At 62.4% G+C, this 25,934-nt stretch carries 19 protein-coding genes and 1 tRNA gene; 9 read left to right on the forward strand and 11 right to left on the reverse strand.

Going from position 1 to position 25,934, the window contains the following annotated elements; all coding sequences use genetic code 11:
• Nucleotides 1-119 precede the first annotated feature (119 nt).
• Nucleotides 120-1,706 (forward strand): ATP-binding protein, encoded by a 1,587-nt coding sequence (locus tag MMG94_RS01505; protein WP_040578993.1) that lies wholly within the window; start codon nucleotides 120-122, stop codon nucleotides 1,704-1,706.
• Nucleotides 1,707-2,048: 342 nt separating this feature from the next.
• Nucleotides 2,049-3,101: a sensor histidine kinase gene (locus MMG94_RS01510; protein ID WP_162129668.1), complete on the forward strand. Its 1,053-nt coding sequence runs from the start codon at nucleotides 2,049-2,051 to the stop codon at nucleotides 3,099-3,101.
• A 324-nt stretch (nucleotides 3,102-3,425) separates the two neighbouring features.
• On the opposite strand, the gene MMG94_RS01515 is transcribed toward MMG94_RS01510, so the two are convergent.
• From MMG94_RS01515 to pal, 3 genes are all read right to left on the reverse strand, one after another.
• Nucleotides 3,426-3,698 (reverse strand): hypothetical protein, encoded by a 273-nt coding sequence (locus tag MMG94_RS01515; RefSeq protein WP_016918900.1) that lies wholly within the window; start codon nucleotides 3,696-3,698, stop codon nucleotides 3,426-3,428.
• A gap of 319 nt (nucleotides 3,699-4,017) precedes the next feature.
• Nucleotides 4,018-4,093, reverse strand: a tRNA-Trp gene (locus MMG94_RS01520).
• Between the two features lie 67 nt (nucleotides 4,094-4,160).
• The gene (gene pal / locus MMG94_RS01525; RefSeq protein WP_016918899.1) at nucleotides 4,161-4,703 is read right to left on the reverse strand and encodes a peptidoglycan-associated lipoprotein Pal; all 543 of its coding nucleotides are present in this window, start codon (nucleotides 4,701-4,703) and stop codon (nucleotides 4,161-4,163) included.
• Between the two features lie 799 nt (nucleotides 4,704-5,502).
• Between pal and MMG94_RS01530 the strand changes: the two genes are divergently transcribed.
• Nucleotides 5,503-5,952 carry a hypothetical protein gene (locus MMG94_RS01530; RefSeq protein WP_016918897.1) on the forward strand — a complete coding sequence of 150 codons (450 nt, stop codon included), beginning with the start codon at nucleotides 5,503-5,505 and terminating at the stop codon, nucleotides 5,950-5,952.
• A gap of 1 nt (nucleotide 5,953) precedes the next feature.
• Here the strand turns inward: MMG94_RS01530 and xseA are convergent, their stop codons facing one another.
• On the reverse strand, nucleotides 5,954-7,492 hold the full coding sequence (xseA, locus tag MMG94_RS01535) for an exodeoxyribonuclease VII large subunit (protein WP_026016090.1): 1,539 nt from the start codon (nucleotides 7,490-7,492) through the stop codon (nucleotides 5,954-5,956).
• Nucleotides 7,493-8,046: 554 nt separating this feature from the next.
• Here xseA and MMG94_RS01540 point away from each other — a divergent pair.
• Entirely contained in the window at nucleotides 8,047-12,285 is a 4,239-nt protein-coding gene (locus tag MMG94_RS01540; protein WP_016918894.1) for a sulfite reductase subunit alpha, read from the forward strand.
• Complete coding sequence (locus MMG94_RS01545) at nucleotides 12,266-12,445, forward strand: hypothetical protein (protein WP_154420094.1); 180 nt, start codon at nucleotides 12,266-12,268, stop codon at nucleotides 12,443-12,445. The genes MMG94_RS01540 and MMG94_RS01545 overlap by 20 nt, the downstream gene beginning before the upstream one ends.
• Before the next feature lie 111 nt (nucleotides 12,446-12,556).
• On the opposite strand, the gene MMG94_RS01550 is transcribed toward MMG94_RS01545, so the two are convergent.
• Both MMG94_RS01550 and MMG94_RS01555 read right to left on the reverse strand, forming a co-directional pair.
• Nucleotides 12,557-13,399 (reverse strand): DJ-1/PfpI family protein, encoded by an 843-nt coding sequence (locus MMG94_RS01550; protein ID WP_016918893.1) that lies wholly within the window; start codon nucleotides 13,397-13,399, stop codon nucleotides 12,557-12,559.
• Nucleotides 13,400-13,407: 8 nt separating this feature from the next.
• A complete protein-coding gene (locus MMG94_RS01555) occupies nucleotides 13,408-15,747 on the reverse strand; it encodes a TonB-dependent siderophore receptor (protein ID WP_016918892.1) in 2,340 nt (779 codons plus the stop codon).
• A gap of 222 nt (nucleotides 15,748-15,969) precedes the next feature.
• Between MMG94_RS01555 and MMG94_RS01560 the strand changes: the two genes are divergently transcribed.
• Both MMG94_RS01560 and MMG94_RS01565 read left to right on the forward strand, forming a co-directional pair.
• On the forward strand, nucleotides 15,970-16,650 hold the full coding sequence (locus MMG94_RS01560) for a response regulator transcription factor (RefSeq protein ID WP_016918891.1): 681 nt from the start codon (nucleotides 15,970-15,972) through the stop codon (nucleotides 16,648-16,650).
• Nucleotides 16,651-16,853: 203 nt separating this feature from the next.
• On the forward strand, nucleotides 16,854-18,020 hold the full coding sequence (locus MMG94_RS01565) for a sensor histidine kinase (protein WP_162129667.1): 1,167 nt from the start codon (nucleotides 16,854-16,856) through the stop codon (nucleotides 18,018-18,020).
• A gap of 368 nt (nucleotides 18,021-18,388) precedes the next feature.
• Here the strand turns inward: MMG94_RS01565 and MMG94_RS01570 are convergent, their stop codons facing one another.
• Complete coding sequence (locus MMG94_RS01570; RefSeq protein WP_016918889.1) at nucleotides 18,389-19,249, reverse strand: outer membrane protein; 861 nt, start codon at nucleotides 19,247-19,249, stop codon at nucleotides 18,389-18,391.
• Between the two features lie 217 nt (nucleotides 19,250-19,466).
• Complete coding sequence (gene glmM / locus MMG94_RS01575) at nucleotides 19,467-20,813, reverse strand: phosphoglucosamine mutase (RefSeq protein WP_026016089.1); 1,347 nt, start codon at nucleotides 20,811-20,813, stop codon at nucleotides 19,467-19,469.
• Between the two features lie 151 nt (nucleotides 20,814-20,964).
• Between glmM and arsC the strand changes: the two genes are divergently transcribed.
• Nucleotides 20,965-21,315, forward strand: coding sequence for an arsenate reductase (glutaredoxin) (gene arsC / locus MMG94_RS01580; protein WP_016918887.1), 351 nt, complete (start codon nucleotides 20,965-20,967; stop codon nucleotides 21,313-21,315).
• A gap of 109 nt (nucleotides 21,316-21,424) precedes the next feature.
• The gene (locus MMG94_RS01585) at nucleotides 21,425-21,670 is read left to right on the forward strand and encodes a PilZ domain-containing protein (RefSeq protein WP_026016088.1); all 246 of its coding nucleotides are present in this window, start codon (nucleotides 21,425-21,427) and stop codon (nucleotides 21,668-21,670) included.
• A gap of 54 nt (nucleotides 21,671-21,724) precedes the next feature.
• On the opposite strand, the gene ftsH is transcribed toward MMG94_RS01585, so the two are convergent.
• From ftsH to ybgF, 3 genes are all read right to left on the reverse strand, one after another.
• On the reverse strand, nucleotides 21,725-23,647 hold the full coding sequence (ftsH, locus tag MMG94_RS01590; protein WP_154420091.1) for an ATP-dependent zinc metalloprotease FtsH: 1,923 nt from the start codon (nucleotides 23,645-23,647) through the stop codon (nucleotides 21,725-21,727).
• A gap of 110 nt (nucleotides 23,648-23,757) precedes the next feature.
• Entirely contained in the window at nucleotides 23,758-24,786 is a 1,029-nt protein-coding gene (tilS, locus tag MMG94_RS01595) for a tRNA lysidine(34) synthetase TilS (RefSeq protein ID WP_016919339.1), read from the reverse strand.
• 16 nt (nucleotides 24,787-24,802) lie between these two features.
• Nucleotides 24,803-25,894: a tol-pal system protein YbgF gene (gene ybgF, locus MMG94_RS01600; protein ID WP_420846624.1), complete on the reverse strand. Its 1,092-nt coding sequence runs from the start codon at nucleotides 25,892-25,894 to the stop codon at nucleotides 24,803-24,805.
• Nucleotides 25,895-25,934: the final 40 nt, after the last annotated feature.

Here is a 25,934-nt window from a genome sequence, read left to right on the forward strand (position 1 = left end):
TCTCTTCGCGTCTTTTTTTGATATTGGGTTTCTCCCAAATCAGCTTCGAGCGGGAATTTCTCGAGCCGCACGAAGGCGATCCGGGGGTTTGCGAAAGCCGCCCCGCAGGAGTGAGCGTTATGTTGTCTTCGATAAGCGAGTGGATCTTCGGCGTCTCCGGTCTGGAGCCGCATGGATATTGCCTCCTCTGGGAGCCTTGGCTGATCTGGCTTTACGCCATTTCCGACGGCGCGACCGCGCTGGCGTATTTCTTTATTCCGGTAACGCTCATCGTCGTTGGAAGACGGCGCAGCGACCTCGTTTACCGGCCGATGCTGATGCTCTTCGCCGCCTTCATCCTTCTTTGCGGCACGACGCACTGGCTCGATTTGTTGACGCTCTGGGCGCCGCTTTACGGATTGCAAGGCGTCGTCAAGGCGGCGACCGCGCTTGCGTCCGTCACGACCGCCGCGGCGCTCTGGTGGATGCTTCCCGAATTTCTCGCTCTTCCTTCAGTCGCTCAGTTGAGCGAGGCGAACGCCGCGCTGCTCGAAACCGAGGAGCGGTTGGCGCATGCGCAGAAGATGGAGGCGATCGGCCAGTTGACCGGCGGCATCGCGCATGACTTCAACAACCTTCTCCAGGTCGTCGTCGGCTCTCTCAGCGTCATTGAGCATCAAGTCAAGCTCGGCCGCGGGAACGAGATCATGCCCGCGGTCGCAGCGATAAAGAGAGCGACGAGCAACGCCTCCAGCCTGATCGATCGAATGCTGGCCTTCTCCCGCCGGCAGACCCTGCTTCCGCGCGTGATCGAACCCGACAATCTCATACGCAGCATGGAGGAAATGCTGCGAAGAACGCTGGGGCCGGAGATCGAGCTGGATATGAGGCTGGGCGACGGTCGCAGGGTCGTCAATTGCGATCCTTCGCAACTCGAAAGCGCTGTTCTCAATCTGGCGATCAATGCGCGAGACGCCATGCCGAATGGCGGCGCGCTGACAATCTGCACGGCGGACAGAGAGATCGCCGCCAATCCCCGCGATCCCGATCTTGCGCCCGGCGCTTATGTCGAGATCGCCGTCTCCGACAGCGGCGTCGGCATGAGCCAGGAAGTTTTGGATCGCGTTTTCGAGCCGTTCTTCACGACGAAGTCCACCGGACGGGGAACGGGTCTCGGACTGTCGCAGCTATATGGCTTCGTCAAGCAATCAGGCGGCTTCGTGAAGATTGAAAGCGCGCCGGGCGAGGGCGCGACCGTGCGCATACTCCTGCCGGCGCACGAAGCGCCGCCGATTCGGGAGATGGAGACGGAGACCATCGACATATATGCCGACTCCGACTGTCCGTTGCGCCTGCGCAGGACGCTCGTGGTCGAGGATCAGGTCGAGGTTCGTTCGCAGATCGTCGCCTGTCTCGAGGAAATGGGCGGCTCGGTGAGAGAAGCCGGCGACGGGACCGAAGGATTGAGGGCGCTGCAATCAGGCGAAATCTTCGACCTTCTGATCACGGATGTCGGCTTGCCCGGCTTGAGCGGCGCGCAACTCGCGGAAGCGGCCCGCGCGGCCTATCCCAAACTGCCGATCCTGATCATAACCGGCTATGCCGGGAAGTCGCTGGAGACCGTGAGGATGGACTCGAATATGGAGATCCTGCGCAAGCCGTTCACTTTGGAGGAGCTGGTTGCGCGCGCGCGTGGGCTTCTTCATCAGCCGGCGACGGCGGGGTGAGCGGCCGCCCGCTGAAGGCGTTCGCGACTATCCTGCGGATGGAAGCGAAGCTTTACGTCGCGCGCAACCCGCGTGCGCCGAAGTTTCCAGACCTTGCGGATTTAGAGCCGGTTGGCGAGCGTGACTTACTCAAAAGCCAGCGTTGAAAATCCTAGTTGCGACCTTGCCGGGACAGAAGCTTCGCGTTTCATGGCCAGTGTGAAGCCGGCTCTTCACAAACTAGATAAGATGATGCATAGGCATGCACCGCTCGGCGCGTGAAGAGATCCAGTTGGAGAAATGTTGTTCAGTTATAGACTCTCTCGCGTTGCTCGTTATAGTATGGCTATCCTGGCTGTGAGCTTGGCGGCATTCGCGAGGACCTGGTTTGCAGGGCTCCTTGTTAATCATCCGTTTGTCCCATTCTTTTTTGCAACACTGTTCGTTGTCGTCTTCGGGGGCGCTGGCCCTGGTATTGTGGCGACAATGGGGTCCGCATTATTGGTGACCTATCAATTTCTCGAACCGATCGGCTCCCTAAGGGTTGCTGCGGGAGACGATCGAGTTCGCTTATTAATTTTCATCTCTATCGGGGTTATCATGAGCGTCGTCGCGGCGCGGATTCGTCGCAGCCGAGAGGCTCAAATCGAGGCCGCCACGCTTCGAACTCAACAGGCGTCGATAGAGGCGCTTAAGCGGTCGGAACATGCTCTGAAAGACGCTGACCTCCGAAAGGACCAATTTCTTGCTACGCTCGCCCATGAGCTTCGGAACCCACTGGCGGCCATACGCAGCGCGACATACGCGCTCTCGCAGGAAGGCCCAATGGAGACAAAGGAAAAACGCGAGCGCAAGGCCATCTCAATCGTCGATCGACAAGTCGATTATTTGATACGCCTCGTCGACGACCTTTTGGACGTTTCACGCATTACCACCGGCAATATCAAGCTTAGAATCGAACGCCTCGACTTGGGGGAGGTGTTACGAAGTTCTATCGAGACGGCTAACCCGGAAATTGACCTCGGCGAACACGATGTTGAGGTGGATGTGGCGACAGGACTCGTGGTTAAAGGCGATTTGGTGCGTCTCACCCAAATTTTCGCAAATCTCTTGACCAACGCGGCCAAATATACAGATCGCGGCGGGATAATAAGTGTTGTCGCCGAGCGGGCGGAGGGCCATGCGATAGTCACAGTCCGCGACAATGGCATCGGCATTCCGCAGGAAATGCTGCCGCGCGTCTTTGATCTATTCGCGCGGGTGGACTGTAGCGGAACTCGCGAACAAAGTGGGCTCGGCATTGGGCTCGGATTGGTGAAGAAGCTCGTAGAGCTTCACGGCGGAGTCGTGGAGGCGCATAGCGAAGGAACGGGGCGTGGCAGCGCCTTTATTGTTCGGTTGCCGCTTGCAAAGTGAAAGTCGGCATCGCCAATAGCGATGCGTCGTCGTCTGCTATCTTCCGATATTTGATAAAACGCTCAAGCAAGACCGCCGCATCCGAGGCGGCGCCGGCTGTTTCCAACATGCGGGACGCTGACAAGCGCTATCGAGACGGGAAGCGCTTGGGGCTCGGATGGACGTTCGGCCGTCGTCTTTCGACGGCATGGCAGGCCGCCAAAGTGTGGCGAGACGAGGCGCAGCGCATAAGCGCTGCGCAGAGTCCGCGCCGGCTGCCGCTCCGGCGCGCGTCACAATGCAGAATAATGGCGCGTCTCCGCTCGCTTTGAGACGCACGCCTTCTCACCGCTTGCGAAAATATCCGGCCATTCCGACAAGCGACAGTGGAAAGCCTATCATCAGCCCGATCAGCAAGAGGATAACCACGGCGCCGGGAAACAAATAAAGGGCGATGACCAAAAGTAAGAGCCCGATCCCGATGGCGCGCAACGATCTTTGTTTGCTTAGTTCCACATGCTTCGAGGCGTCGGCCGTTGATTGCACCCACAGATGCACAGGATTATCCTGATCTGACATCAGTACTATTTCAATACGATGATCGGGCGGCATGGCCATAGGATGACCCTCCATTCAGAATCGCCGCAGCATGATTAAGTTACCAAAATTCGCGCCTCTTGATGGCGAAACGAAATTGCGCCGCGTATTGATTGGGGAAGATAGGGCGGGGGCTCGACAATCGGTGCTGTGACCAATCCGGCCACACGTCGCTCGAGCGCGCGCCGCAGACCAGATTGGCTCTGGTCGCAGCGCCTTTCGACGGCGTGGGCGGCAGCAAAGCGCCACAGGGCAGGGAGCAAGGGAATCGTTTGTTACGCGGAGAGTTGCATTGGCTGAGATCGCCAGGAGAATTTTTTATCTAAGTCTTTGATCTTATTGGCAGGAGTGGAGGGGCTCGAACCCCCAACCCCCGGTTTTGGAGACCGGTGCTCTACCAGTTGAGCTACACTCCTGCGGCGCCGAAGCGCGCGCCTTATTGCCGCAACAGCGCCGCCGACGCAAGCGCTGTTTGCCCTCGCGTCAGGAATTTCCGCCCGCCAGCAGAGTGACGGCGCGGCGGTTCTGAGACCAGCAGGAGATGTCGTCGCAAGTGGCGACGGGACGCTCCTTGCCGTAGCTCACCGTGCGGATGCGGGAGGCCGCGACGCCGCGCGAGACGAGGTAGTTCCTGGCGGCTTCGGCGCGCTGGGCGCCGAGCGCGAAGTTATATTCGCGCGTGCCGCGTTCGTCGGCGTGACCCTCGATCGAGAAACTGTAGCGGCCGTAGCGGTTGAGCCATTCGGCCTGCCGGTCCAGCGTCGCCTGGGCCGTGGAAGTCAGCTCCGTCGAATCCGTTTCGAAGAAGACGCGGTCGCCAATATTCTGGGCGAAATCCTGGGCGCTGCCCGGCGTCGCCGGAAGGCCGCTGCGCGAGACGCCTCCACGTCCGCCGGGTCCGCCCGCGCCGCCCCCGGCGAGGTCGCCGGCTTCCTCCGCCGCGTTCTTCGCGCATGCCGCCATGGCCAAAGCCGCCGAAAGGGCGACAGCAAATTTGGCGCAGCGGGCCGCGGCGGAAACCAGCATGGAAAACTCCTGTTACAGGGACCGACTGCGGTCAGTCCTAGTCCCGCAGGGTTAAGCGAAGGTTCCATCAACCTTTATCGAGGATGTGTGGAACCCGTCACATTTGAGCGAATTATTCCTTTCATTAATAAACGGTTAATTGGTTAATAAAGTATGAATGGCCCTGCTCAGGGCTTGTAGACGACGCCATCCGCGCCTTTCCAGCCGCCTTTCAGCTCCGCGAAGCGGAGGTCCTCGTCGAATTTCCGGGCGCCGCCCGGCTCGACGAACTGGCGCTGGTCGGAGATCGGCCAGGCAGGTGGGGCGGATGAGCGAGAAGTAAGCGTCCTCCGTGCAATCGGCGGGCCGCTGCGCCGCCTTCGGCGCGCAATCGAGATTGGCGCCCTGCGGGAAAAGCGCCGTCGCTCTGAAGAAGATCTCATAGCCGCGTATCTCCCCGGCGATCATGTCGAAATCCGCCCTACGCGTCGTCTCGTAGGAGACGAGCGTGAAGGGCGCTTTGATTTTCCGGATCAGATTGTTCACAACCGCCCGGGCGCGTTCGTCCGTCGGTCGGCAGGCGAAAAAGCAGGCGGAGGCGGCGGCGAGGGTGAAAATCGCCGCGAACGCAAGGGCGTTGCTGGCCGCTATTGTCCATCCCCAAGATGAGTTCTGGCGGCGGAGCCGCTGTTTTTTGGCGACAAAGTCGCTGTGGCGTTTGTCAAGAAAAGGTAGTCAAGCTGTCAAAAAGCCGCAACCTTCTTGCCCATCGCGCCGGCGCGACTAACATTAGGATGCGGCGCTCATTGGGGAGGATCAGATGAACGAAGGGATTGCGCCGTTTCTGTCGCCGCTAACGCTGATCGTCGGCGGCGGCCTGCTCGTCATCGGCGTTCTCTCGCTCTTCGACCTTCACTATTTGAAGTCCAAAACGCAGGAGAAGATCGCCCTCATCGCGGGCCTCGCCTTGATCCTCGCGACCGAAGCCATGTTCGTCACGAGCGGGGCCAGCGGCCGCTATTTCGAGGGCCAGAAGATCGACGTCACCGATTGCGAGTTTCAGGTCGAGCGCGACTTCCCAATGGAACGCAAGGCCAATCCGCGGCTGATCGAGCAGAAGATCAAGTCCTGCATGGACAATCTCGGCTATGACTGGAGCGAGGGTCACGAGCACTGCCAGGAGGCGCGCCTCTCGACCAACGCCTTCTGCTATATGCCCCGCGCGCCGATGCAGCGCAGCATCGTCGCCTTCCAGATGCATTTCGAGTAAATCAGAACAGGGAGCCCTGTTCGCCGCCCCCATTTTTCCGAGGCTTGCGCTTCGCGGCCGATGGCGACTCCGGCGCATCCGTCTGCCCGGCGCGCGCGGCGATGCGGCCATCCGCGAATTCGATTGTCAGCGCGGCGCCGGGGAGCGCCTGCGCGACGCTGCGGACGAGGGCGTCATGCTCGTCGCGCACAAGGGCGAAGCCGCGTTCGAGCACTTTTTTGTGACTCAATGAGTCCAGCAGGCGGCCGAGACGTTCGACGCGGTCCTGCTTCTGGAACAATTGGGTTTTCCAACTGAGACGCATGCGCGCGGCGACATTATCGATGCGCTGTCTCGCGCCGGCGTTTTGGTGGCGCGCGAGGGCGACATTCGCGTCGAAGCCGGCTCTCAGCCGCGCGCCGAGACCTTTCAGCCTCTCCCTTTGACCAGCGAGCTCCGCCTGCGGCGAATGCCGCGAGAGGAGGCGGGCCAGCTCCGCGAGCCGGAGACGGCGCGCGTCGCGCCTTGCGCGCAACGTCGCTTTGAGAAGCTGCGTCGAGCGGTCGAGTCTTTGTCGCGGCGTCTGCAGCAACTGCTCGGGGGTCGGCAAAAGCCGACCCAGCGTCGCAAGCTGCGTGCGACGCTGCTCCATCGCCCGCGATTTCGCGCTCGCGAGGCGGCGCGCGCGGGCGGCGAGATGTTCGGCAAGCTCGGCGCGAACCGGCACGACTTTCTCCGCCGCGCCTGTGGGCGTCGGCGCGCGTAAATCGGAGACGAAATCGATCAGCGTGGTGTCCGTCTCGTGGCCGATGGCCGAGATGAGCGGGATCGCGCTCGCCGCCGCCGCCCGCACGACGATCTCTTCGTTGAAGCTCCACAGATCCTCGAGCGAGCCGCCGCCGCGCGCGACGATGAGCACGTCGGGACGGGGGAGCGGGCCGCCCGGCGCGAGCGCATTGAAACCTTCGATCGCCGCCGCGACCTCCGCCGCGGACGTGTCGCCCTGCACGCGCACCGGCCAGACGAGAACGTGGCGGGGGAAGCGGTCGCTCAGGCGATGCAGAATGTCGCGAATGACCGCGCCTGTGGGCGACGTCACGACGCCCACGACCTGCGGCAGGAAAGGCAGGGGCCGCTTGCGCGCTTCGTCGAAGAGCCCTTCGGCCGCGAGCTTCTTGCGCCTTTCGTCGAGCAGCGCCATCAGTGCGCCGACGCCCGCCGGCTCCATCGCCTCGATGACGATCTGATAGGACGACTTGCCCGGGAAGGTCGTGATGCGCCCGGTGGCGACGACCTCCAACCCCTCCTGCGGCCGCGTGCGCATGCGCTGGAAGGTTCCCTTCCAGATGACGGCGTCGAGCCGCGCGCCCTGATCCTTCAGGCAGAAATAGGCGTGGCCGGAGGCGTGCGGCCCACGATAATTGGAAATCTCGCCCCGCACCCTGACGCGCCCGAACCGGTCCTCCACCGTGCGCTTGAGCGCATTGGCGAGTTCCGTGACGCTGATTTCGGGGGCGTTGCTGAGTGCGGCGCCGGATTCCGGCGGGTCGAGGTCGGACATTGGCGGAGTATAGCGAGGCGAAGCGCGCGCCTGAAGTCGCGGCCATTTGGGCGGAAACGCGTTCCACATCTCCATGCCGCGCTCATCAATTCAGATGGCTAAAATTTCTACAACGCTGCCTGAATAGGCATCGCGCAAGCCGCCAGGCTCCTTAGCCCAAACCGACGAAAAGCTTCCTCAAAACGATTAATATCCCAATTATGACAATCACTTGAGTCTGGGCCCGAATGACGTTCGCGGATACGAGGACGTCCCGAATTCTCAGGCACGGTATTTGAATTACACGTCGCAGGTCAACGAAGACCCCGTACCACGGTTGCGCAGCCATTGCAGGCATGGCGCGGGGGTGACGTCTCGTTTCCTATATCAGCGGAAGCAGACACAACGGCTTCGATTTGACCTGCGCTCAAACCTTAGCCGACGAATCGCTCTCGCAGCCGCAACCTTGGCGGGGTTGAGCCGCGAGGATTGTTTATGTCGAACAAGACAAAGCTTGGGCTTCGATTTATACGTCTTTATCTCCCCTCCGCCGATATCCAACGGGTTCGCGCCCAATGACCGGCGCGGCGGCTTCGGTCAAAAGCGTCTGTCCCTATTGCGGTGTCGGCTGCGGCATTGTGATGGATGTGGCCGACGGCAAGATCGTCAAGGTTTCGGGGGACAGACAGCATCCGACCAACTTCGGGCGGCTTTGCACCAAAGGCGGCTCCAGCGCACAGCCGGTCACGGCGCCGGGGAGGCTCGATCGCGCCTATCTGCGCAACGGACGGAAGCACGATCCTGGACCGGTCCCGATGGCGGCCGCGATCAAGGAGACCGCGCGCCGTCTGCGCGAAATCATCGATCGCGACGGTCCCGACGCTGTTTCGCTTTATGTCTCCGGCCAAATGTCGCTAGAGGCGCAATATCTCTCCAACAAACTTACTAAGGGATTCATCGGAACCAACAATATCGAATCCAACTCGCGCCTGTGCATGGCCGGCGCCGGCGCCGGCTACAAGCTGTCGCTCGGCTCCGACGGTCCGCCCGGCTCGTATCAGGATTTCGACAAGGCTGATCTGTTCTTCGTCATCGGCGCCAATATGGCCGACTGCCATCCCATCCTGTTCCTGCGGATGATGGACCGGGTCAAGGCGGGCGCGAAGCTGATCGTCGTCGATCCGCGCCGCAACGCCACTGCGGAAAAGGCGCATCTTTTTATGCAGGTGAAGCCGGGAAGCGATTTGTCGCTGATGAATGGCCTGCTGCATCTGCTCGTGAAAGGCGGCAAGACCGATCCGGCCTTCATCTCCGAATTCACCGAGGGCTGGGACGACATGCCCGCCTTTCTCGACGATTACCCGCCGGAAAAGGTCGCTGACGTCACCGGCCTGCCGGAAGCCGACATCCGCAAGGCGGCGGACTGGATCGGTGAGGCGAAGGAGTGGATGAGCTGCTGGACCATGGGGCTGAACCAGAGCGTCCATGGAACCTGGAACACCAACGCCATCTGCAACCTGCATCTCGCCACCGGGGCGATATGCCGCCCCGGCAGCGGCCCCTTCTCCCTGACCGGCCAGCCCAACGCCATGGGCGGCCGTGAGATGGGCTATATGGGCGGCGGACTGCCTGGGCAACGCTCGATTCTGGCCGAAAAGGACCGCGCCTTCGTCGAAGACTTGTGGGACGTCCCTCGCGGGACCCTCCGCACGCAGCTCGGGGGCGGCGCGATCAACATGTTCGAGCGCATGGCGGCGGGCGAAATCAAGGCCTGCTGGATCATCTGCACCAATCCGGTCGCGACGGTCGCCAACCGCAAGACGGTCATCGCTGGGCTGAAAAAGGCCGAACTTGTGGTGACCCAGGACGTCTTCCTCGACACCGAGACCAACATTTACGCCGACATTCTGCTTCCCGGCGCGCTCTGGGCCGAGGCGGAGGGCGTGATGATCAATTCCGAGCGCAACATGACGCTCATGACCGAAGCCGTCCGGCCTCCGGGCGAAGCCATGGCGGATTGGCGCATCATCGCCGAAGTCGCCCGCGAAATGGGCTATGGCGACGCTTTCGCCTATCAATCGGCGTCGGAGATTTTCGAGGAAATCAAGCGCGCCTGGAATCCGAAGACCGGCTACGACATTCGCGGCGCAAGCTATGAAAGGCTGCGCGAGGGACCGCTGCAATGGCCTTGTCCTCCCGAAAGCGATCGGGACCGCAACCCCATTCGCTATCTTAATGATGGCGTCAGCCAGACGTTGCGCCTGAATGAAAGCGGCGCTACGCCAACGATCTCCTTCGCGACCGAGACGGGAAAAGCCCGTTTTTTCGCCCGGCCCCATTTGCCGCCAGCGGAGATGCCGGACGCCGACTATCCGATGGTGCTGAACACCGGACGGTTGCAGCACCAATGGCACACCATGACCAAGACCGGAAAAGTCGCGACGCTTAACAAGCTCAATCCGGGACCTTTTGTCGAAATCAATCCCGAAGACGCCGTTTGTCTGAACATTCGCGACAAGGATCGCGTCGAAATCCGCTCGCGGCGCGGGCGGGCGATCCTGCCGGCCGTCGTGACCGATCGCGTGCGATCGGGCGATTGCTTCGCGCCTTTCCACTGGAACGACATGTTCGGCGACGATCTGGCGATCAACGCCGTCACCAATGACGCCGTCGATCCGATCTCGCAGCAGCCCGCTTTCAAAATTTCCGCCGTCGCCTTGACGCGACTCGAGCCCGATCCCGTCTCCCTTCCGAAAAATGATGAGATCGCCCCCGCCATCGCTCACCTTGGCGAGGCCGCGCCGATTCATTCCTCCAAAGAACTCGCCTCCAAAGAACTCGCCTCCAAGGAACTCGCCTCCAAGGAACTCGAAATGAAAAACGTCGATGCTCTGGCCGGCATTCTCGGTCTCGACGCCGCGCCGACGATCACTCTGGACGACCGGGAAAAAGCTTATCTTCAGGGCTTTCTGAGCGGTTTACGTCATGACGCGTCGCGCCAGAGCGGCGGCGTGCCATATCTCCCGGCGTCCGCCCCGCTTCAGGCCCCGAAACGGGATTTGATCGACGGCCTCTTGGCCGGTCTTTTCGCGCGAAGCTCATTGCCCAAAGGCGGGCAATTGGCGGCGTTCTGCGCCGCCGAGGCGACGACGGCGCCGCCAAAACCTGAAATTCTTGTCCTTTGGGCCTCACAGACAGGAAATGCAGAAGGTTTCGCCGCCAAATGCCGGGATCGTCTGGTCGCGCTGGGACATGGCGTGAACCTCTCCGGCATGGACGGCGTGGCCGTCGGCGAATTGACCGGCCGTCCGTATCTCCTGCTCCTCGCGAGCACCTTTGGCGACGGCGATTCGCCGGACAATGGCGCGGCGTTCTGGACCGCCTTGCAAGCCCAGGACGCTCCGAAGCTCGGCGCAGTGAAATATGCCGTGCTGGCCTTCGGCGATTCCAGTTACGATCAGTTTTGCGGCTTCGGCCGCAAGCTCGATGCGCGGCTGGAGGCGCTGGGAGCGCAACGCCTGATCGCTCGCGTCGATTGCGAGCCGGATCATGAGCAAGCCGCCAGCGGCTGGCTTGGCGCCGTCGTCGCCGCCTTGGCTGAGGCGCCGGTCGCAGCAGCGCCTGTTCTATCTCCCGCACATGCGCCGGCGCCCGCGGGTGACGTTGCTGAACCGCCGGCGTGCGCCGCGCAGCCGGCCTTCAGCCGCGCCACGCCCTTTCAGGCGCGCATCTCGGTCAACCGGCTGCTGAATGGACCAGGCGCGCAGAAGGAAACCCGGCAGATCGCCTTCGATCTTGAGGAGTCCGGCTTTTCCTATGACGCCGGCGATGCGCTCGGCGTCTGGCCGATCAATTGTCCCGAGCTTGTCGCCGAGTTGACGGCCGTGATGAAGGCGTCGGCGTCAAGCTTTGTCGCCGTTAAGGAGAAAGGCGATATGCCTTTGTCCGAAGCCCTGCTTCGGCATTACGAAATCGCCCGACCGACGCCGGATTTGCTCAAATTCGCAGCGGAGCGGTCGAAATCGGACGATCTGCCCGCATTGTTGAAGGAGGAGAACAAAGAGCGATTGAAGGATTGGCTCTGGGGACGGCAGATCGTGGACATTCTGCGCGATTTCCCGGTCGAAGCCTCTCCGCAGGATTGGCTTGGCGTGTTCAAACGATTGCAGCCGCGCTTTTATTCGATTTCCTCCAGCTCTAAGGCCTGTCCCAGCCAAGTGCATTTGACCGTTTCGACGGTCCGCTATGGCCTTGGCGGAAAGAAACGCGGGGGCGTCTGCTCGACCTTTCTCGCCGATCGCGCCGAAACGACGGGAGCCGGAATATTCCTGCAAAAATCTGTGCATTTCCGTCCACCGAAAGATCCGGCTCTGCCAATGATCATGGTCGGGCCGGGAACCGGCGTCGCGCCCTTCCGAGCTTTTTTGCAGGAGCGCCAGATTACAGGCGCCAAAGGGAGGAACTGGCTGTTCTTCGGCGAACAGCGCGCGGCGACGGATTTTTACTACCGCGACGAACTGGAGGCGGTGCAGGCCGCCGGCTATCTGCACCGCCTCGACACGGCCTTTTCCCGCGATCAGGCTAAAAAAATCTACGTTCAGGACCGCATGATCGAGCAAGGGGCCGAACTATGGGCCTGGCTTGAGGAGGGCGCCCATTTCTATGTCTGCGGCGACGCCAGCCGCATGGCCAAGGACGTCGATCGCGCGCTCCGACAGATCGCGCAAACGCATGGCGGCATGGATGCCGACGCCGCGGTCGCCTATCTGGCCAAAATGAGCCAGGAAAAGCGCTATGCTCGCGATGTTTATTGATGCCGTCCACCAGGAGGCGCCGTCGTTTTTCCGGCAAGAAGCTCGTCCAGAAAACCATTCGGTCGGACGTTACGGTGATTACGGTGACATGACGCCCATTGCTGAAATTATCCGTTCGGCGAAGATCGGCTGGCGCCGATTATCGCGCAAGGTGACGTGATGCGAGCGATGCGCGGTCATGAGGAACTTGCTACATGGAGCAGGAATTCCTGCAATTGGTAATCACTGTAATTTGAGGATTTGGATTCTCGACCGAGATTCGCTGCGACGCTCACAAGCTTCTTGATTTTGCGTAGGCAGCCGCCGCAGCCAATCGCATTTCCTTTTTTAGTCCGACGAACATGCCGTCGATCATCCTGGTCACGTCCTTCGGGGCCGTCTCAGGCTCCCCCGCGTGAAAAGGCGGATCAGGCGCGTATTGCGCGAGAAGCTGGACGCCCTGAGCGTATTTCTCGTCGCGTAATTGGCCGACGAGGGATAGCGCGAAATCGAGCCCGGCCGTGACTCCTTCGGCAGTGATGCGATTGCGGTCTTGGACAAAGCGTCCTTCAGCCGGGATCGCGCCGACGATGGGAAGAAGCGGCTTCGTCGCCCAATGTGAGGTCGCGCGGTAGCCGTCGAGCAGGCCGGCCGCGCCGAGAAGCATCGAGCCCGTGCAGACCGAAGTGACATATCTGGCTTTGCGACCGGCGTCACGAATGAAAGCCACAGTCGCATCGTCGCGCATTGCCGCGAGCGTTCCTTGCGAGCCGCCTGGCGCGCAAATAATGTCGAATGCGGGAGAGGCGTCATCGAAGCGCATGGATGGCGTGAAGACGAGCCCCGTATCGCTACGGACCGGTTCGAGCGACTTGGCGACGATGTCGACCTTCGCGCCCATCAGATTGGCGAGCATGTATTGCGGTCCGACCATGTCGAGCGCCGTAAAGCCGGGATAGATGAGGAAGGCGATTTTCTCCTTCCCCATCCAGTTTGCCGGCATGTCCGACATGTCGTGCTTCGGCGAGGATTCCGCGCGCTTGGCTTCGGCTGCGGCAGCCGCCGCGCCGCTCGCCAGCAAAGCGCCAAAGGCCGCGATCGCTTCTCCGAGTTGGCGCCGATCGAGTTCGGTCATCGTCACTCCTACATTCGCACGGAAAGGTTGGCGAAGAACGTCCTCCCCTCGCCCGGCATGACGCGGCCCGCGAGGTAGGGATATTGCACAAAATATTGCTGATTCCCCAGGTTTTTGCCGTTGATCGCGAAGGTGAAGTTGTCGTGTTTGAAGGTAAGCGCCGCATCGAACGTGACATAGCCGCCCGTCGCCCAGGGGCGGCCGATCTCGATGACCTGTCCAGAGGCGGCGTAGAGCCCCGCGCCGAACGACCACCCCTTGAAGAACCCGTCAAAGGCGTAGTTACCCCAAAGACGCCCTGAGTCAGGCGGCGCGAGATTGAGCGGCGCGTTCTGGAACCGCGGATTTTCGTCCTTCGAGACTTTGGCGTCGATATGCGCGTAGCTCGCAAGGAACGAAAGGTTCGACAATGGCTGCCAGACGAGATCCGCCTCGAAGCCATGCGAACGCCACTCGCCCGATTGCCGCTGCGTCAACGTCCCCGGCGGCGTCAGCGGCACATTTGTCCGCGTCAGATCAAAATAGGCGAGCGTGCCGGAGAGACCCATTGGCCCGTCGAGCTTGACGCCGGCTTCCCATTGCTCCGAACCTTCGGGTTTCGGCGCCACGCCCGCCGCGCCGTTGAAGAAGGTGACCGGGCGCAAGCCCTGTGCGTAGCTTCCATAGACCGACAGCCAGTCGGTGACGTCGAGCAGAGCCCCGACGCGCGGCAGGAACTGCGTCGTGCTGGAATTGAATCTGGTCGGCGGCGTGAGCGCGGCTTCGGTCGAAGAGATATCGATGAAGGCGACGCGTCCGGCGGCAAGAATATGCAGGCGGTCAAAAATGGTCGATTGAAGCTGAGCGGTCACGCCGGCGTTTTGATAGGCGTTATCGACGCGGCTGAAGATCGTGTAAAAATCCTGCCCGGGGAGCGGATAGGCGTAGGGCGGATAGAACGGCGCCCGGAAGTCGATGAGGATCGGATACAGCGGCGCGAAGCCGCCCAGGCCCCACAAGTCCAGAATGCTCTTGATATTGGGATCTGGCGGCGTGGCGTTAGCTCCCGCCATATAGCCCTGATCCCATACGCGATTGAAATCGCCGCCGAGCAGAAGCTTGTTCTGCGTCGGCCCGGCGTCGAACTTCGTCATCACATTGGAGGTGACGGAGACTTCCTTGGTTTGCTGGCTCATGATCGTATTGAGCGCATAGAATTGGCTGGGACTCCCAATGACTCCGGGGCCGCCGAGAAAGGCCAGGGTCGGATCGAGATAGAAGGTCGGCTCATTGCCGAGCGTCGTCTGCGAGGGCTCGTAGATGCTCGACGACGAGAAGCGCGCGCTCGTGAAAGTGGAGAAGGTCTCGTTAAATTTATGGTCGAAGCGCACGGTGACGCCGGACGACTTGGTCGTCGTCGCCGGCAGGCCAGGATTGGCCAGAAAGGCTGTCGGCCGGACGGAATAATAGGTGTGATCGACCGTTCCGATCGCGGGCAGCCCCGGATAATCCGGCTGGTCTCGCCGGGAAATCAACCCTTGCACGATCAGCGACGTCGCGTCCGTCGGCGCGAATTTTATCGTGGGATTGATCGTGTAGCTGCGACGGCGGATCACGTCGATATTCGAGCGCGTCGTTTCATATTGCGCGGTCAGCCGGAACATCACGCTCTTGTTTTCGAAGAGCGGTTGATTGATGTCGATATAGGGACTCGCATAGCTGTAGCCGCCGCCGCGAATCCCCGCCTCCGCGAAGCGTTCCGGCGTCGGCAATTTGGAGACGATATTGACGACGCCGCCGACCGGACTCTGCCCGCCCTGGAAAAGAATGCTCGCGGGACCTTTGATGACCTCGACGCGCTCGACATTGGCGAGGAGATCGCGAACGCCGTAATCATAGTAATTGGGCAGGCCGTCAATATAACGCTCGGCGCGCATGCCTCTCAGGCTCGGACCGACGCCGCCAGGAAAGACAGGCGGCGCCGGCTGAAGGCCCGAAACGTTACGAAAGACCTCGGCTTGCGAAATGGCCTGCTGGTCGTCGATGACCTTGCGCGGAATGACCACGATCGACATTGGCAGTTCTTTGATCGGCGTTTCGAACCGCGTGGCGCGCGACGTCAGCGCCTGGTAGCCGCGCACCGGGCCGGCCGTCGTCTGCTGGATCGGGGAGCCGTTCTCAATGACGGCCGGGACAGCAGGCGCGCCATTGGCGAGTCCGGAAGGACGTGCGTCGGATCGTTGCGACCCACGCCTCACGCTCGCGCCGACGTTGATCGTGGGCAGATTTTGCTGGGCGAAGGCTTCGCCCGCGAGAAAGACGATCAGCGCGCAGGCGCTGACAGTCTTGAGAAGATTGCGATTGAGCAAGGTGGCCTCCTGTACTGCTCGCTCCTCGGCTTTATCAGCCGTCGGAACGCTGTCTAGGAGACGAAACTTTCATGGAGATAACCTGGGCCGACCGCGCGAAGACTTCGCCGCGTTGTTGCAATTTTATCATACTTTGCATTAGGGTTCCGTCGAACCGCTTGCGGCGGAGCGAAACATGTCAAATCCATTCCTCACGCGCGGGCGACCGCGCGAGCCTGTTTCATGCGCGTCCTGCTAATCGAGGACGAGCCGGAGATGGCGCGCGCGCTCGGCGTTCGTCTCGGACGCTCCGGCTTCATCGCGGACTATGTCAGCGGGATCGAAGACGCGCGCGCCGCCCTGCAATGCCACCGTTATGCATTGGCGCTTGTCGACCGCCGCTTGCCGGATGGCGATGGCCTGGAGCTGCTTCCGGAGTTGAAGCATTCTCAGCCCGGCATTCGCGTTCTCGTCTTGACGGCGTTTCACGCGGTGAGCGATCGCATTTCCGGCCTCGACGCCGGCGCCGATGATTATCTCGCCAAGCCTATCGATCTCGACGAGTTGATGGCGCGGATCCGGGCCTGTCTTCGTCGCGGCGATGTGGCGCCTGCGCCGCCGGCGATCCTCGGCGCGCTCTCCTTCGATTTCGTCACGCACCAGGTGTCCGTCAAAGGAGTTCCGCTCGTCTTGCACCGCCGCGAACTCGCCTTGCTCGAAGCGCTGATGCGAAATGCGGGCAGGCTCATTCTGCGAGATCAACTGCTGGAGGAAATCTATGGGTTCGAAGATGACGTGCAAATGAACGCATTGAACATCCTTGTGTCCCGTCTGCGCAAAAAGCTCGACGATCTCGATGCTGGCGTGGAAATTCATGCCGCGCGCGGCATTGGATATATGCTTACAAAAGCGACGCTGGCGTGAGGCGTTCTCTTTCCTTTCAACTCGTCGTCAGTCTCGCCATCGCGCAGTTCATTGCAATCGTCTTTCTCGTTCCCTTTATCGAATTTTTTGTCTCCGTATCGGGCATAACAAAGAGCTCTTCAATCGCGCCGGACGCATGGGGCGCATACCGAATGCGGGCGCTGTTGCAAGAGTCGATAAAGCGGACGCCGGACGGACGCGTCATGATCGAACCGACGGCGGCTCTCCAGCAATATGCCCGCGAAAATGCTCAGGCGCGTTACGCGGTCTTTGATATCGCGACAAAGCAGGCGCTGTCCGGCTCTTCGTCAGAACTTGTGACCGCGCTTGATTGCCTCGATCATATCGACGCGTCTTCGATAAAGTTCCGCCTCGCCGATGATCCGGACAAGCGTTCGCAAGGAAATCTGGCGGTCGTCACAACGCCTCTCGGCGATTACGCCCTCGCCATCTATGGCTACCGCTTTTCCTGGGCGGATCTCTCCGAGGCTGCGAAGGTTTTCTTGTCCCTGCATACCGCGCTCGTCATCACGCCGGGCAGTCTGGGGGCGGCGCTCCTCGCCTGGCTCGTTGTGCGTCACGGACTTTCGCCGTTACGCGTTGCGGCAAATGACGTAGCTTCCATCGACGTCGACTCCCTCCATCGGCGGCTTTCGGTCGAACAAGCGCCGCGGGAAATCGCGCCCTTTATCGAGGCGATGAACCGGGCTCTGGAAACGCTCGACAGAGGCGTCACCGCACAACGACGCTTCGCCGCCAATGTCGCGCATGAATTGCGCACGCCCATCGCCATCATGCGCGCCCATGCGGACAATCCGGACGATCAGGCTTTCCGGCGGGACATGCGGAGAGATATTCGAAGAATGCAAACGATTGTCGAACAATTATTGGCGGCGGCGAGTCCTTCCGTTCGAAGCCGTTCGACAGCGAGCGCGATCGACCTTGGAGCGTCGGTGTTGGCGCTCATCGCCGACTATACGCCGTTGATCGTCGAAAACAGGCGCCGGATCGAATTCTCTGGTCCGTCTACGCCATTTATTGTCAATGCCGATAAATGGGCCCTTGAGTGCGTCGTTTCCAATCTCCTGGATAATGCGCTTCGCGCCGAACCGGATGGAGGCGTCATTGAGGTTCGAGTCTTGGCGGACGCCATCATTGAAGTTATCGACCACGGGGAGGGCGTCGCTCCCCCGGATCGCGAGCGAATCTTTGAACCGTTCTGGCGGCGTGACGCCAAAATCAAAGGCGCCGGGATTGGTCTGGCGATTTCGAAGAGCCTCGTGGAGTGCATGGGAGGCTCGATCTTTGTCGCCGACACTCCCGGCGGCGGCGCGACATTTCGAATTGCGCTCGGCTCGAGTCATTCCTGAGCCAGAGAAATCATCAAAAGGCTGACCTCGACTTAGGGAATTGCGGCGACGTGGCGCCATTTACTGAAATTATCCATTCGACGAAAATCGGTTGGCGCCGGATGACGTGACGGGAACGACGATGTGATGCGAGCAACGCGCGTTGCGGGGCGCTTGTTGGAGGGGGAAGGAGTTTCTGCAATTGGTAACGTCACCGTAATTTGCTCAGGACGGCGACGCGTCGAGGAGAAGAAAACCCACGCAAAGAACCGCCGAGGCAAAGCGCGGCCACATGAAAGCTCTCCACATTTTACCTGAGCCTTTTCCAATTTAGACAAAAAAACGGCGCGGGGATCGCCCGCGCCGTTTTATTTCGATTTCTCAATCGATCAGTATTTCCGCACCAGCGGGCCGGGAGGCGGCGGGGGCGGGGGGACCAGCGTCGGGATGATGTAGCGGAAGCCGAGCCGGATGTCGTTCGAGGCGAGATAGAAGCTCTGAACTTCGCGCGCGCAGACCGGCGTGCCCTGGCAGACGATCTGGTTCGTCGACATCTTGCCCATGTCGAGATAGCGATACGCCACTTCAAGCTTCAGGTTCGGCGTGACATTGTAGGCGAGACCCGCGCCGACCTGCCAGGCGAAGTTCGTCTGGGTCTTGTCGGAAGCGTAGCCGAAGCCGCCGGCCGGCTGGGCCGAGATGTCGTACCAATTGTTCAGGAAGTTCGTGGCGAAGCCGACGCCGCCGCCCACGAAAGGCGTGATGCCGTACCAGGTGCCGAGGTCGAAATAGGCGTTCGCCAGGAAGACCGCGGCGCTGTGCTGGCCGTGATAGAGGTCGTGGCAGCGCGCCGCGATGCCGCAAGGCGAGAAGCCCGGGGCGCTCCAGATGTCCGTATAGCTCTGGATCGCGCTATATTGGGCGGCCGTGCGATATTCGCCGGTGACGTCGAAGCGGAACCAGTTGTTGAACTGGTAGCCGACGCCGGCGCCCGCAAAGGCGGCGTCGCCAATGGAATAGCCGTTGAAGAGCGGCGCGGGCACGACAACCGTCGGATCGGCGAAAGTCGAGCGCAGGCTGCTCAACTCATAGGCGCCGACGCCCACATCGCCGCGCAGATACCAGCCGCCGAATTCAACGGGCGGCGGCGGCTCGATCGGCGGGGGCGGCGGCAAAAGATCGGCCGCCTTTGCGCCGCCGGCTCCGGCGACGATTGCGGCCGCTAAAAGGAGGGCGAGTGAACGGCCCATGATTACTTCCCCTTTTGCGTAAAGAGGGCCGCGAAGCGGACCCGTGGCGCTTTGCCATCGGGAGTAAACATGACCGAGAAGACTTAAAGCGAAGTTAACCTTACCGCTTAACCAGAATTCTCCATAAGTAACTATATTCCTTAAGCCTTGAGGGCGTGAAAAAGGCGCGGCGGCCCGATGATTTCGTGGCCGCCGCGCCTTTTTCCGGTCGCAAGCCTTACGCCGCCTCTGCGGATTCCCGAAGCGCGTTGCAGACTTGCGCGACGAGCGTCTCGACGAGGTCGCGATCGTCGCCTTCCGCCATGACGCGGACGACCGGCTCGGTGCCGGACGGCCGGACGATGATGCGGCCATTGTCGCCAAGTTGCGTGCGCGCGGAATCGATCGCGCCGGCGACCGACGCCTTCTCGAGCAGACGGCCGTGGACGCGCACGCTCTTGAGCACCTGGGGCAGAGGCTCGAAGCAATGGCAGACCTCGCTCAGCCGCCTGTTCTGGCGTTTGGCTTCAGCCAGCACCTGCATGGCCGTGACGAGGCCGTCGCCGGTCGTCGAGTAGTCGGACAGGATGACATGGCCGGATTGCTCCCCGCCGAGATTATAGCCCTCCGCGCGCATGCGTTCGATGACGTAGCGATCGCCGACCGCGGTGCGCTCGAGGGTGAGGCCCAAACCGTTCAGATGGCGCTCAAGGCCAAGATTGGACATAATCGTCGCGACGATGCCCGGCTTGGCGAGAAGTCCCTGTTCGCGCCAGCTCTGAGCGACGACCGCCATCACCTGATCGCCATCCACGACGGCGCCGGTCTCGTCGACGAGAATGACGCGGTCGGCGTCGCCGTCGAGCGCGATGCCGACATCGGCGCGCAGTTCCCGCACCTTGGCGCGCAGCGCCTGCGGCGAGGTGGAGCCGACATCGCGGTTGATGTTGAAGCCGTCGGGTTCGACGCCGATGGCGATGACCTCGGCCCCGAGCTCCCAGAGCGCTTCGGGCGCGACCTTGTAGGCGGCGCCGTTGGCGCAGTCGATCACGACGCGCAACCCCTCGAAGCTCATATTGCGGGGCAGCGTGTGCTTTGCGAATTCAATGTAGCGGGCGCGGACGTCGTCGATGCGGCGGGCGCGGCCGAGATTGTTGGAGGCCGCGAGCCGGCGGGAGAGATCGCTGTCGAGCAGACGCTCGATGTCACGTTCGATGTCGTCGGAGAGCTTGTGGCCGTCCGGGCCGAAGAGCTTGATGCCGTTATCCTCGAAGGAATTATGCGAGGCCGAGATCATCACGCCCACATCCGCGCGCATGGAGCGCGTCAGCATCGCGACGGCCGGCGTCGGCATGGGGCCAAGGAGCAGCGGGTCCATGCCCACCGAGGTGAAGCCGGCGACGAGGGCGTATTCGATCATGTAGCCCGAGAGGCGCGTATCCTTGCCGATGACGACGCGATGCCGTCCCTCGCCACGCTGAAATATAAGTCCGGCAGCTTGTCCCACTTTCAAGGCAAGCTCGGGCGTGATCTTCACATTGGCGAGACCACGGATGCCGTCCGTTCCGAAATAGTTACGCGTCATCTCCATCCCTTTTCGTAAGACAAGCGCAATTTCACGCGGAGTTAGACGTCAGTGTGACGCCGACAAACTGCACCATTCGTCGATCGGCGTATTCCCTAATTTGAATCATAAGTTAATTTGCATGTCGAACTTGGCTTTAAAAGGATCGAAAATGCGAACGATTATTTACCACAACCCGGCCTGCGGCACGTCCCGCAAAGTCCTGGCCGCCTTGCGCGAGGCGGGATACGAGCCGGAGATCGTCGAATATTTGAAGACCCCGCCGGATCGAAAGACGCTGGAGGGCATTTTGAAGCGCATGGGGAAGAATGTGCGCGACATTCTGCGCAAGCGGGGCGCGCCCTATGAGGAGCTGGGCCTCGATAATCCGAATCTGTCCGATGACGAGATTTTTGCCGCGATCGAGAAGCATCCGATTTTGATCGAGCGGCCGATCGTGATCTTTGGCGACAAGGCGGCTTTGTGCCGGCCGGCCGAGACGCTTCAGGAGCTGATTTCATAAGGCTCGGCTTGCTCTGCGAATTTAAGGTTAAGAAAGAGTAACGCTGTCTCCTTCGCGCGCGTCTCGCTAAGTTCTCTTTGGATAAGGAAACGACAAGCGGGGCGGTGCGATGGAAGAACGTCGGCGATCGGTGCGACGACGGACGCTGCTGACGGGAAGAATCGTGTTTCGCGACATGTCGACATTCGAATGCGTCGTGCGCGATCTCTCCGAAGCCGGCGCGCGCCTGCGTTGCGATCAGCAGGTCGTCTTGCCGGAGGCGTTCTGCCTCGCGATCGAGAAGCTCGGCGAAAAACGGCCGGCGCGCGCGATCTGGCGGCGCGACGGCGACATCGGATTGGCCTTCGTTTCTTAGTGACAAGCCGCTTCAAATAAAAAGCCCGGCGCGACGGCCGGGCTTTTTGTTTTCTTAAACCGGGTTCGGCGAGAGCCCGCCGACATCCGGCTCTGGCGATCCGCCGGCGGTTGGGACGGCGGAGCCGCGCGGGGGCTGCGGGGCGGAGGAGCTGGTGTCCTCGCGCACCGGGCGCTTGCCCTGCAACAGACCCTTCATCTCCTCGCCCGTCAGCGTCTCGAACTCCAGGAGCCCGTTGGCGATGGTGTCGAGCTGCGCCCGCTTCTCGGTGAGGATCGCCCGGGCCTTGTCGTAAGCCTCCTGCACCAGACGACGCACCTCCGCGTCAATCGTCTGCTGCGTCTGCTCCGACAAGGTCTGCTGACGCCCCAGCGAATAGCCCAGGAACTGCTCCTGCTGCGGCTCCGCATAGGCCACCGTCCCCAGCTTGTCCGAAAAGCCGAGCTGCGTGATCATCGCCCGCGCCACCCGCGTGCATTGCTGGATGTCCGACGCCGCCCCGGACGTCACCTTGTCATGGCCGAAGATCAGCTCCTCCGCCACCCGGCCGCCCATCGCGATCGCCAGCATCGCCGTCAGCTGCTCATAGGTCTGCGACACCTGATCGCGCTCCGGCAGGCCCTGCACCATGCCCAGCGCCCGGCCGCGCGGGATGATCGTCGCCTTGTGGATCGGCATCGCCCCCGGAACCGTCAGCTGAACCAGCGCATGGCCGCCCTCGTGATAGGCCGTGAGCTTCTTCTCCTCCTCCGTCATGGAGAGGGTCCGGCGCTCCGCGCCCATCATGATCTTGTCGCGCGAATCCTCGAACTCCTGATTCGTGACGATCCGCTTCGAGCGCCGCGCCGCCAGCAGCGCCGCCTCGTTGACGAGGTTCATCAGATCCGCGCCCGAAAAGCCCGGCGTGCCGCGCGCCACCACCTTCAGGTCCACATCCGGCGCCAAAGGCACCTTGCGGGCGTGAACCTTGAGGATCTTCTCGCGGCCGATGAAGTCCGGGTTCGGCACGGTGATCTGACGGTCGAAGCGGCCCGGCCGCATCAAAGCCGGGTCGAGCACGTCGGGACGGTTCGTCGCGGCGATGAGGATGATGCCCTCATTCGCTTCGAAGCCGTCCATCTCGACGAGCAACTGGTTCAGGGTCTGCTCGCGCTCGTCATTGCCGCCGCCGAGCCCAGCGCCGCGATGACGGCCGACCGCGTCGATCTCGTCGACGAAGATGATGCAGGGCGCGTTCTTCTTGGCCTGCTCGAACATGTCGCGCACGCGCGACGCGCCGACGCCGACGAACATCTCGACGAAGTCGGAGCCCGAGATTGAGAAGAACGGCACGCCCGCCTCGCCGGCGATGGCGCGGGCGAGCAGCGTCTTGCCGGTGCCGGGCGGGCCGACCAGCAGCACGCCGCGCGGAATGCGCCCGCCAAGGCGCTGGAACTTGCCCGGATCGCGCAGAAACTCCACGATCTCCTGCAAATCCTCCTTCGCCTCGTCGACGCCGGCGACGTCCTCAAACGTCACCTTCCCCGCCATCTCCGTCAAAAGCTTCGCCTTCGACTTGCCAAACCCCATCGCACGGCCGGCGCCGCCCTGCATCTGGCGGGACAGGAAAATCCAGACGCCGAGAAAGGCGACGAGGGGAAGCGCGTTGAGGAGCAGCGTCATGATCCAGCTCGAGCCGTCGTTCATCGGCTTGGCGCTGATCGAGACGTTATGCTGCTGCAGGCGCGGCACGATGTTCGCGTCATTCGGGATGTAGGTCGAGAAGGGGCGGTTGTCCCCCGTAAAATGTCCGACGACCTCATTGCCCGAAATGGTCACGTCGTGCACGCGTCCCTGATCGACCTGAGTGAGCAGTTCGCTGAACGAAATGTCCCGGATCGGCGTACGCTGTCCCGGTTGCTGGAACAGCATGACAAGCGCCACCACCAGCAGGCCGATAATGGCCCACAAGGCGAGGTTCCTGAAGTTTGCGTTCATTTGATATTCCGATAGGGCGGCGCCAAAGCAGGACGATTCCCGCGAAGCGCTCCGAGTTGGAAATAATCTAGGCGCGGCTCCGTTCCTTGCCAAGACCGGCCGGGCTGAGGTCAGGCGTCGCCGCAGTCGTCGCGGCGGCCCGCGCGTCGGGGCGGCGCCGGGCCAAGCGAGACCGCGCCTCGCCCAAACTCCAACAGGAGCCCGGCAAGAGTGAGGCGCCGAGGCGCGCCCGATTGCAGGGCCCGCGACAGGAGCAGTGCGGCGCGCTCCAGCCGGTCGAGCCGAAGCCGCGCGCGCGGCGCTAGTCGCTCGATTTCGTCCCCAAGAATGCGCAGCAGGATTTCCAAAGGGAGGTCGCGCAGTTTGGACGGATCGAAGCGCGCGAGACCAGCGTCGCTGTCGATGCGCGCGGCCTCTCGCGCCGCCGCCGCGCAGGCGTCGAGCGCCGCGTCGGCCCGGGCGGCGCGCCGCCCGAGCCTCAGCAAGGCCTCGGCGTCCAGACCCTGAGCGGCCAAAAGCGGCGCGAGCTTGCGCATCCGGGCGCGCGCATAGGCTTCGTCGCTATTGGACGGATCGGTGAAGAAGGGGTGATCCGCCTGCTCGCAGAGCGCGACGAGTGCCGATTTGCGCATGTCGAGGAGCGGGCGCAACAGCGCCGCGTCCGCGCATCGCGACGCGGCGGCCATACCGGCGAGACCGGAAATTCCGGAGCCTCTCGTCAGCCGAAAGAGAATCGTCTCCGCCTGATCGTCGGCGTGATGCGCCGTGACGATGGCCGCGCCGCCCATCTCCCTGGCGCAGGCTGCGAGCAAGGCGTAACGCGCTTCCCGGGCGCGCTCCTGAATGCGCGTTACGGGCTTCTCGCCCTCCCAGCGCAGCAAATAATGGCGAAACCCGAGCGCCTTCGCCCATTTTCCGACCTGTTCCGCCTCGGCGCGCGCGGCGGGGCGAAGGCCGTGGTCGACGACGGCGACGGCGATCTCATGCGCCGCCCGTTCGGACCAGCGGGCGCAAAGCAGCATCAGCGCGACCGAGTCCGGCCCGCCCGACACGGCGAGGAGCAGTTTCTCGTGCGGCCTCAGCAGGTTGAGCGCCGACGCCTCGCCCAAGGTCAGAACCCGCTTCGCGTGGTCGGCCAAATCGCGCGTCGCGCGGTCAGCATTGCAGCTTCTTGCTCTCGCGCGCCGCCGCGTCGCGGATGCGCGGCGCCGAGCCCGGATATTTGACGCCGATTTCGTTGTAGGAGGCGCAGGCCTGTTCTCTCGCGCCCATGGCCCCGAGCGACTGGCCGAGCCGCAGAAGCGCGTCGGGGGCCTGCGCGGACTGGCCGAATTTCTGCGAGATTTCGAGATATTTCTCCGCCGCCTCGCGATGGCGGCCGCGCAGGAAGAAGCTCTCGCCGAGATTGAAGGTCGCCGCCGGAGCGTATTTGCTCTTGGGGTTCTTGGAGAGGAAGGCTGCGAGCTCCTTCTCCGCCGCCTCGAATTTGCCGGCCTTCAGCGTGGCCACCGCCTCCTCATATTCCTCCTTCGGGCCGAGGGGGATGGCGGCCGGCGTCGGCGCGATTTCGGGCAAGGCGGCGGGCTGGTCGCCGACGAGGCGGCCATGGGCGATGTCCATGGGCTGTCCGACCTCGCGCGCCGCCGGCGCGGTCGTGACCGAGCCGGCGGCGGTCTTATTGGGAAGCGGAGCGGAAGGGGCGGTCGAGCCGAGCGGCTTCGGCGCGCCGGGAGCGGCGGGGTCCGTCGCCGGATCGAAGGCGTCGCCGCGTTTCAGGCCAGTGGAGGCGGCCGGGACAGGCGCGGCGGCCGGCGCAGGGGCGGAGGCGACAGGCGCGGGCGCCGGACGCGGAGCGGTCGCATCGGCGCCATGGGGTGCGGCGTCCCGCGCGGCGCGGAGCTGTTCCTCCAGCACCTGAACCTTGTGCTGCAATTCTTCGTTCTGGCCGGTGAGGCGGCGAATGTCGCGTTCGAGCCTGTCTATACGCGTCATCATCGCCGCGGCGTCGGGACCGGCGCCGTCGATCTCGCCGGGCGGCGAGCCGTCATATTCCGCAGGCGGGCGATTATAGCCTTGTGCGAGGTCAAGCTCGGAATCGCGTCTGGCCGAGCCATACGGGTCGTAGGCCAGCGCGGCGCCCGCGCTGAGGAAGAGGGCGGCGGAGAGGGCGATGCGTGAGATCATGAGCGTGGATATGGAGATGCGACGGCCGCGCTGAAAGCCTTGCCAATCCGGCAAGCGCCGCATCATAGGCGCGGTTTGGGCGTAATTGCGGCGGGCAATGGCT

It is taken from the genome of Methylocystis parvus OBBP (assembly GCF_027571405.1).
Lineage (GTDB): Bacteria > Pseudomonadota > Alphaproteobacteria > Rhizobiales > Beijerinckiaceae > Methylocystis > Methylocystis parva.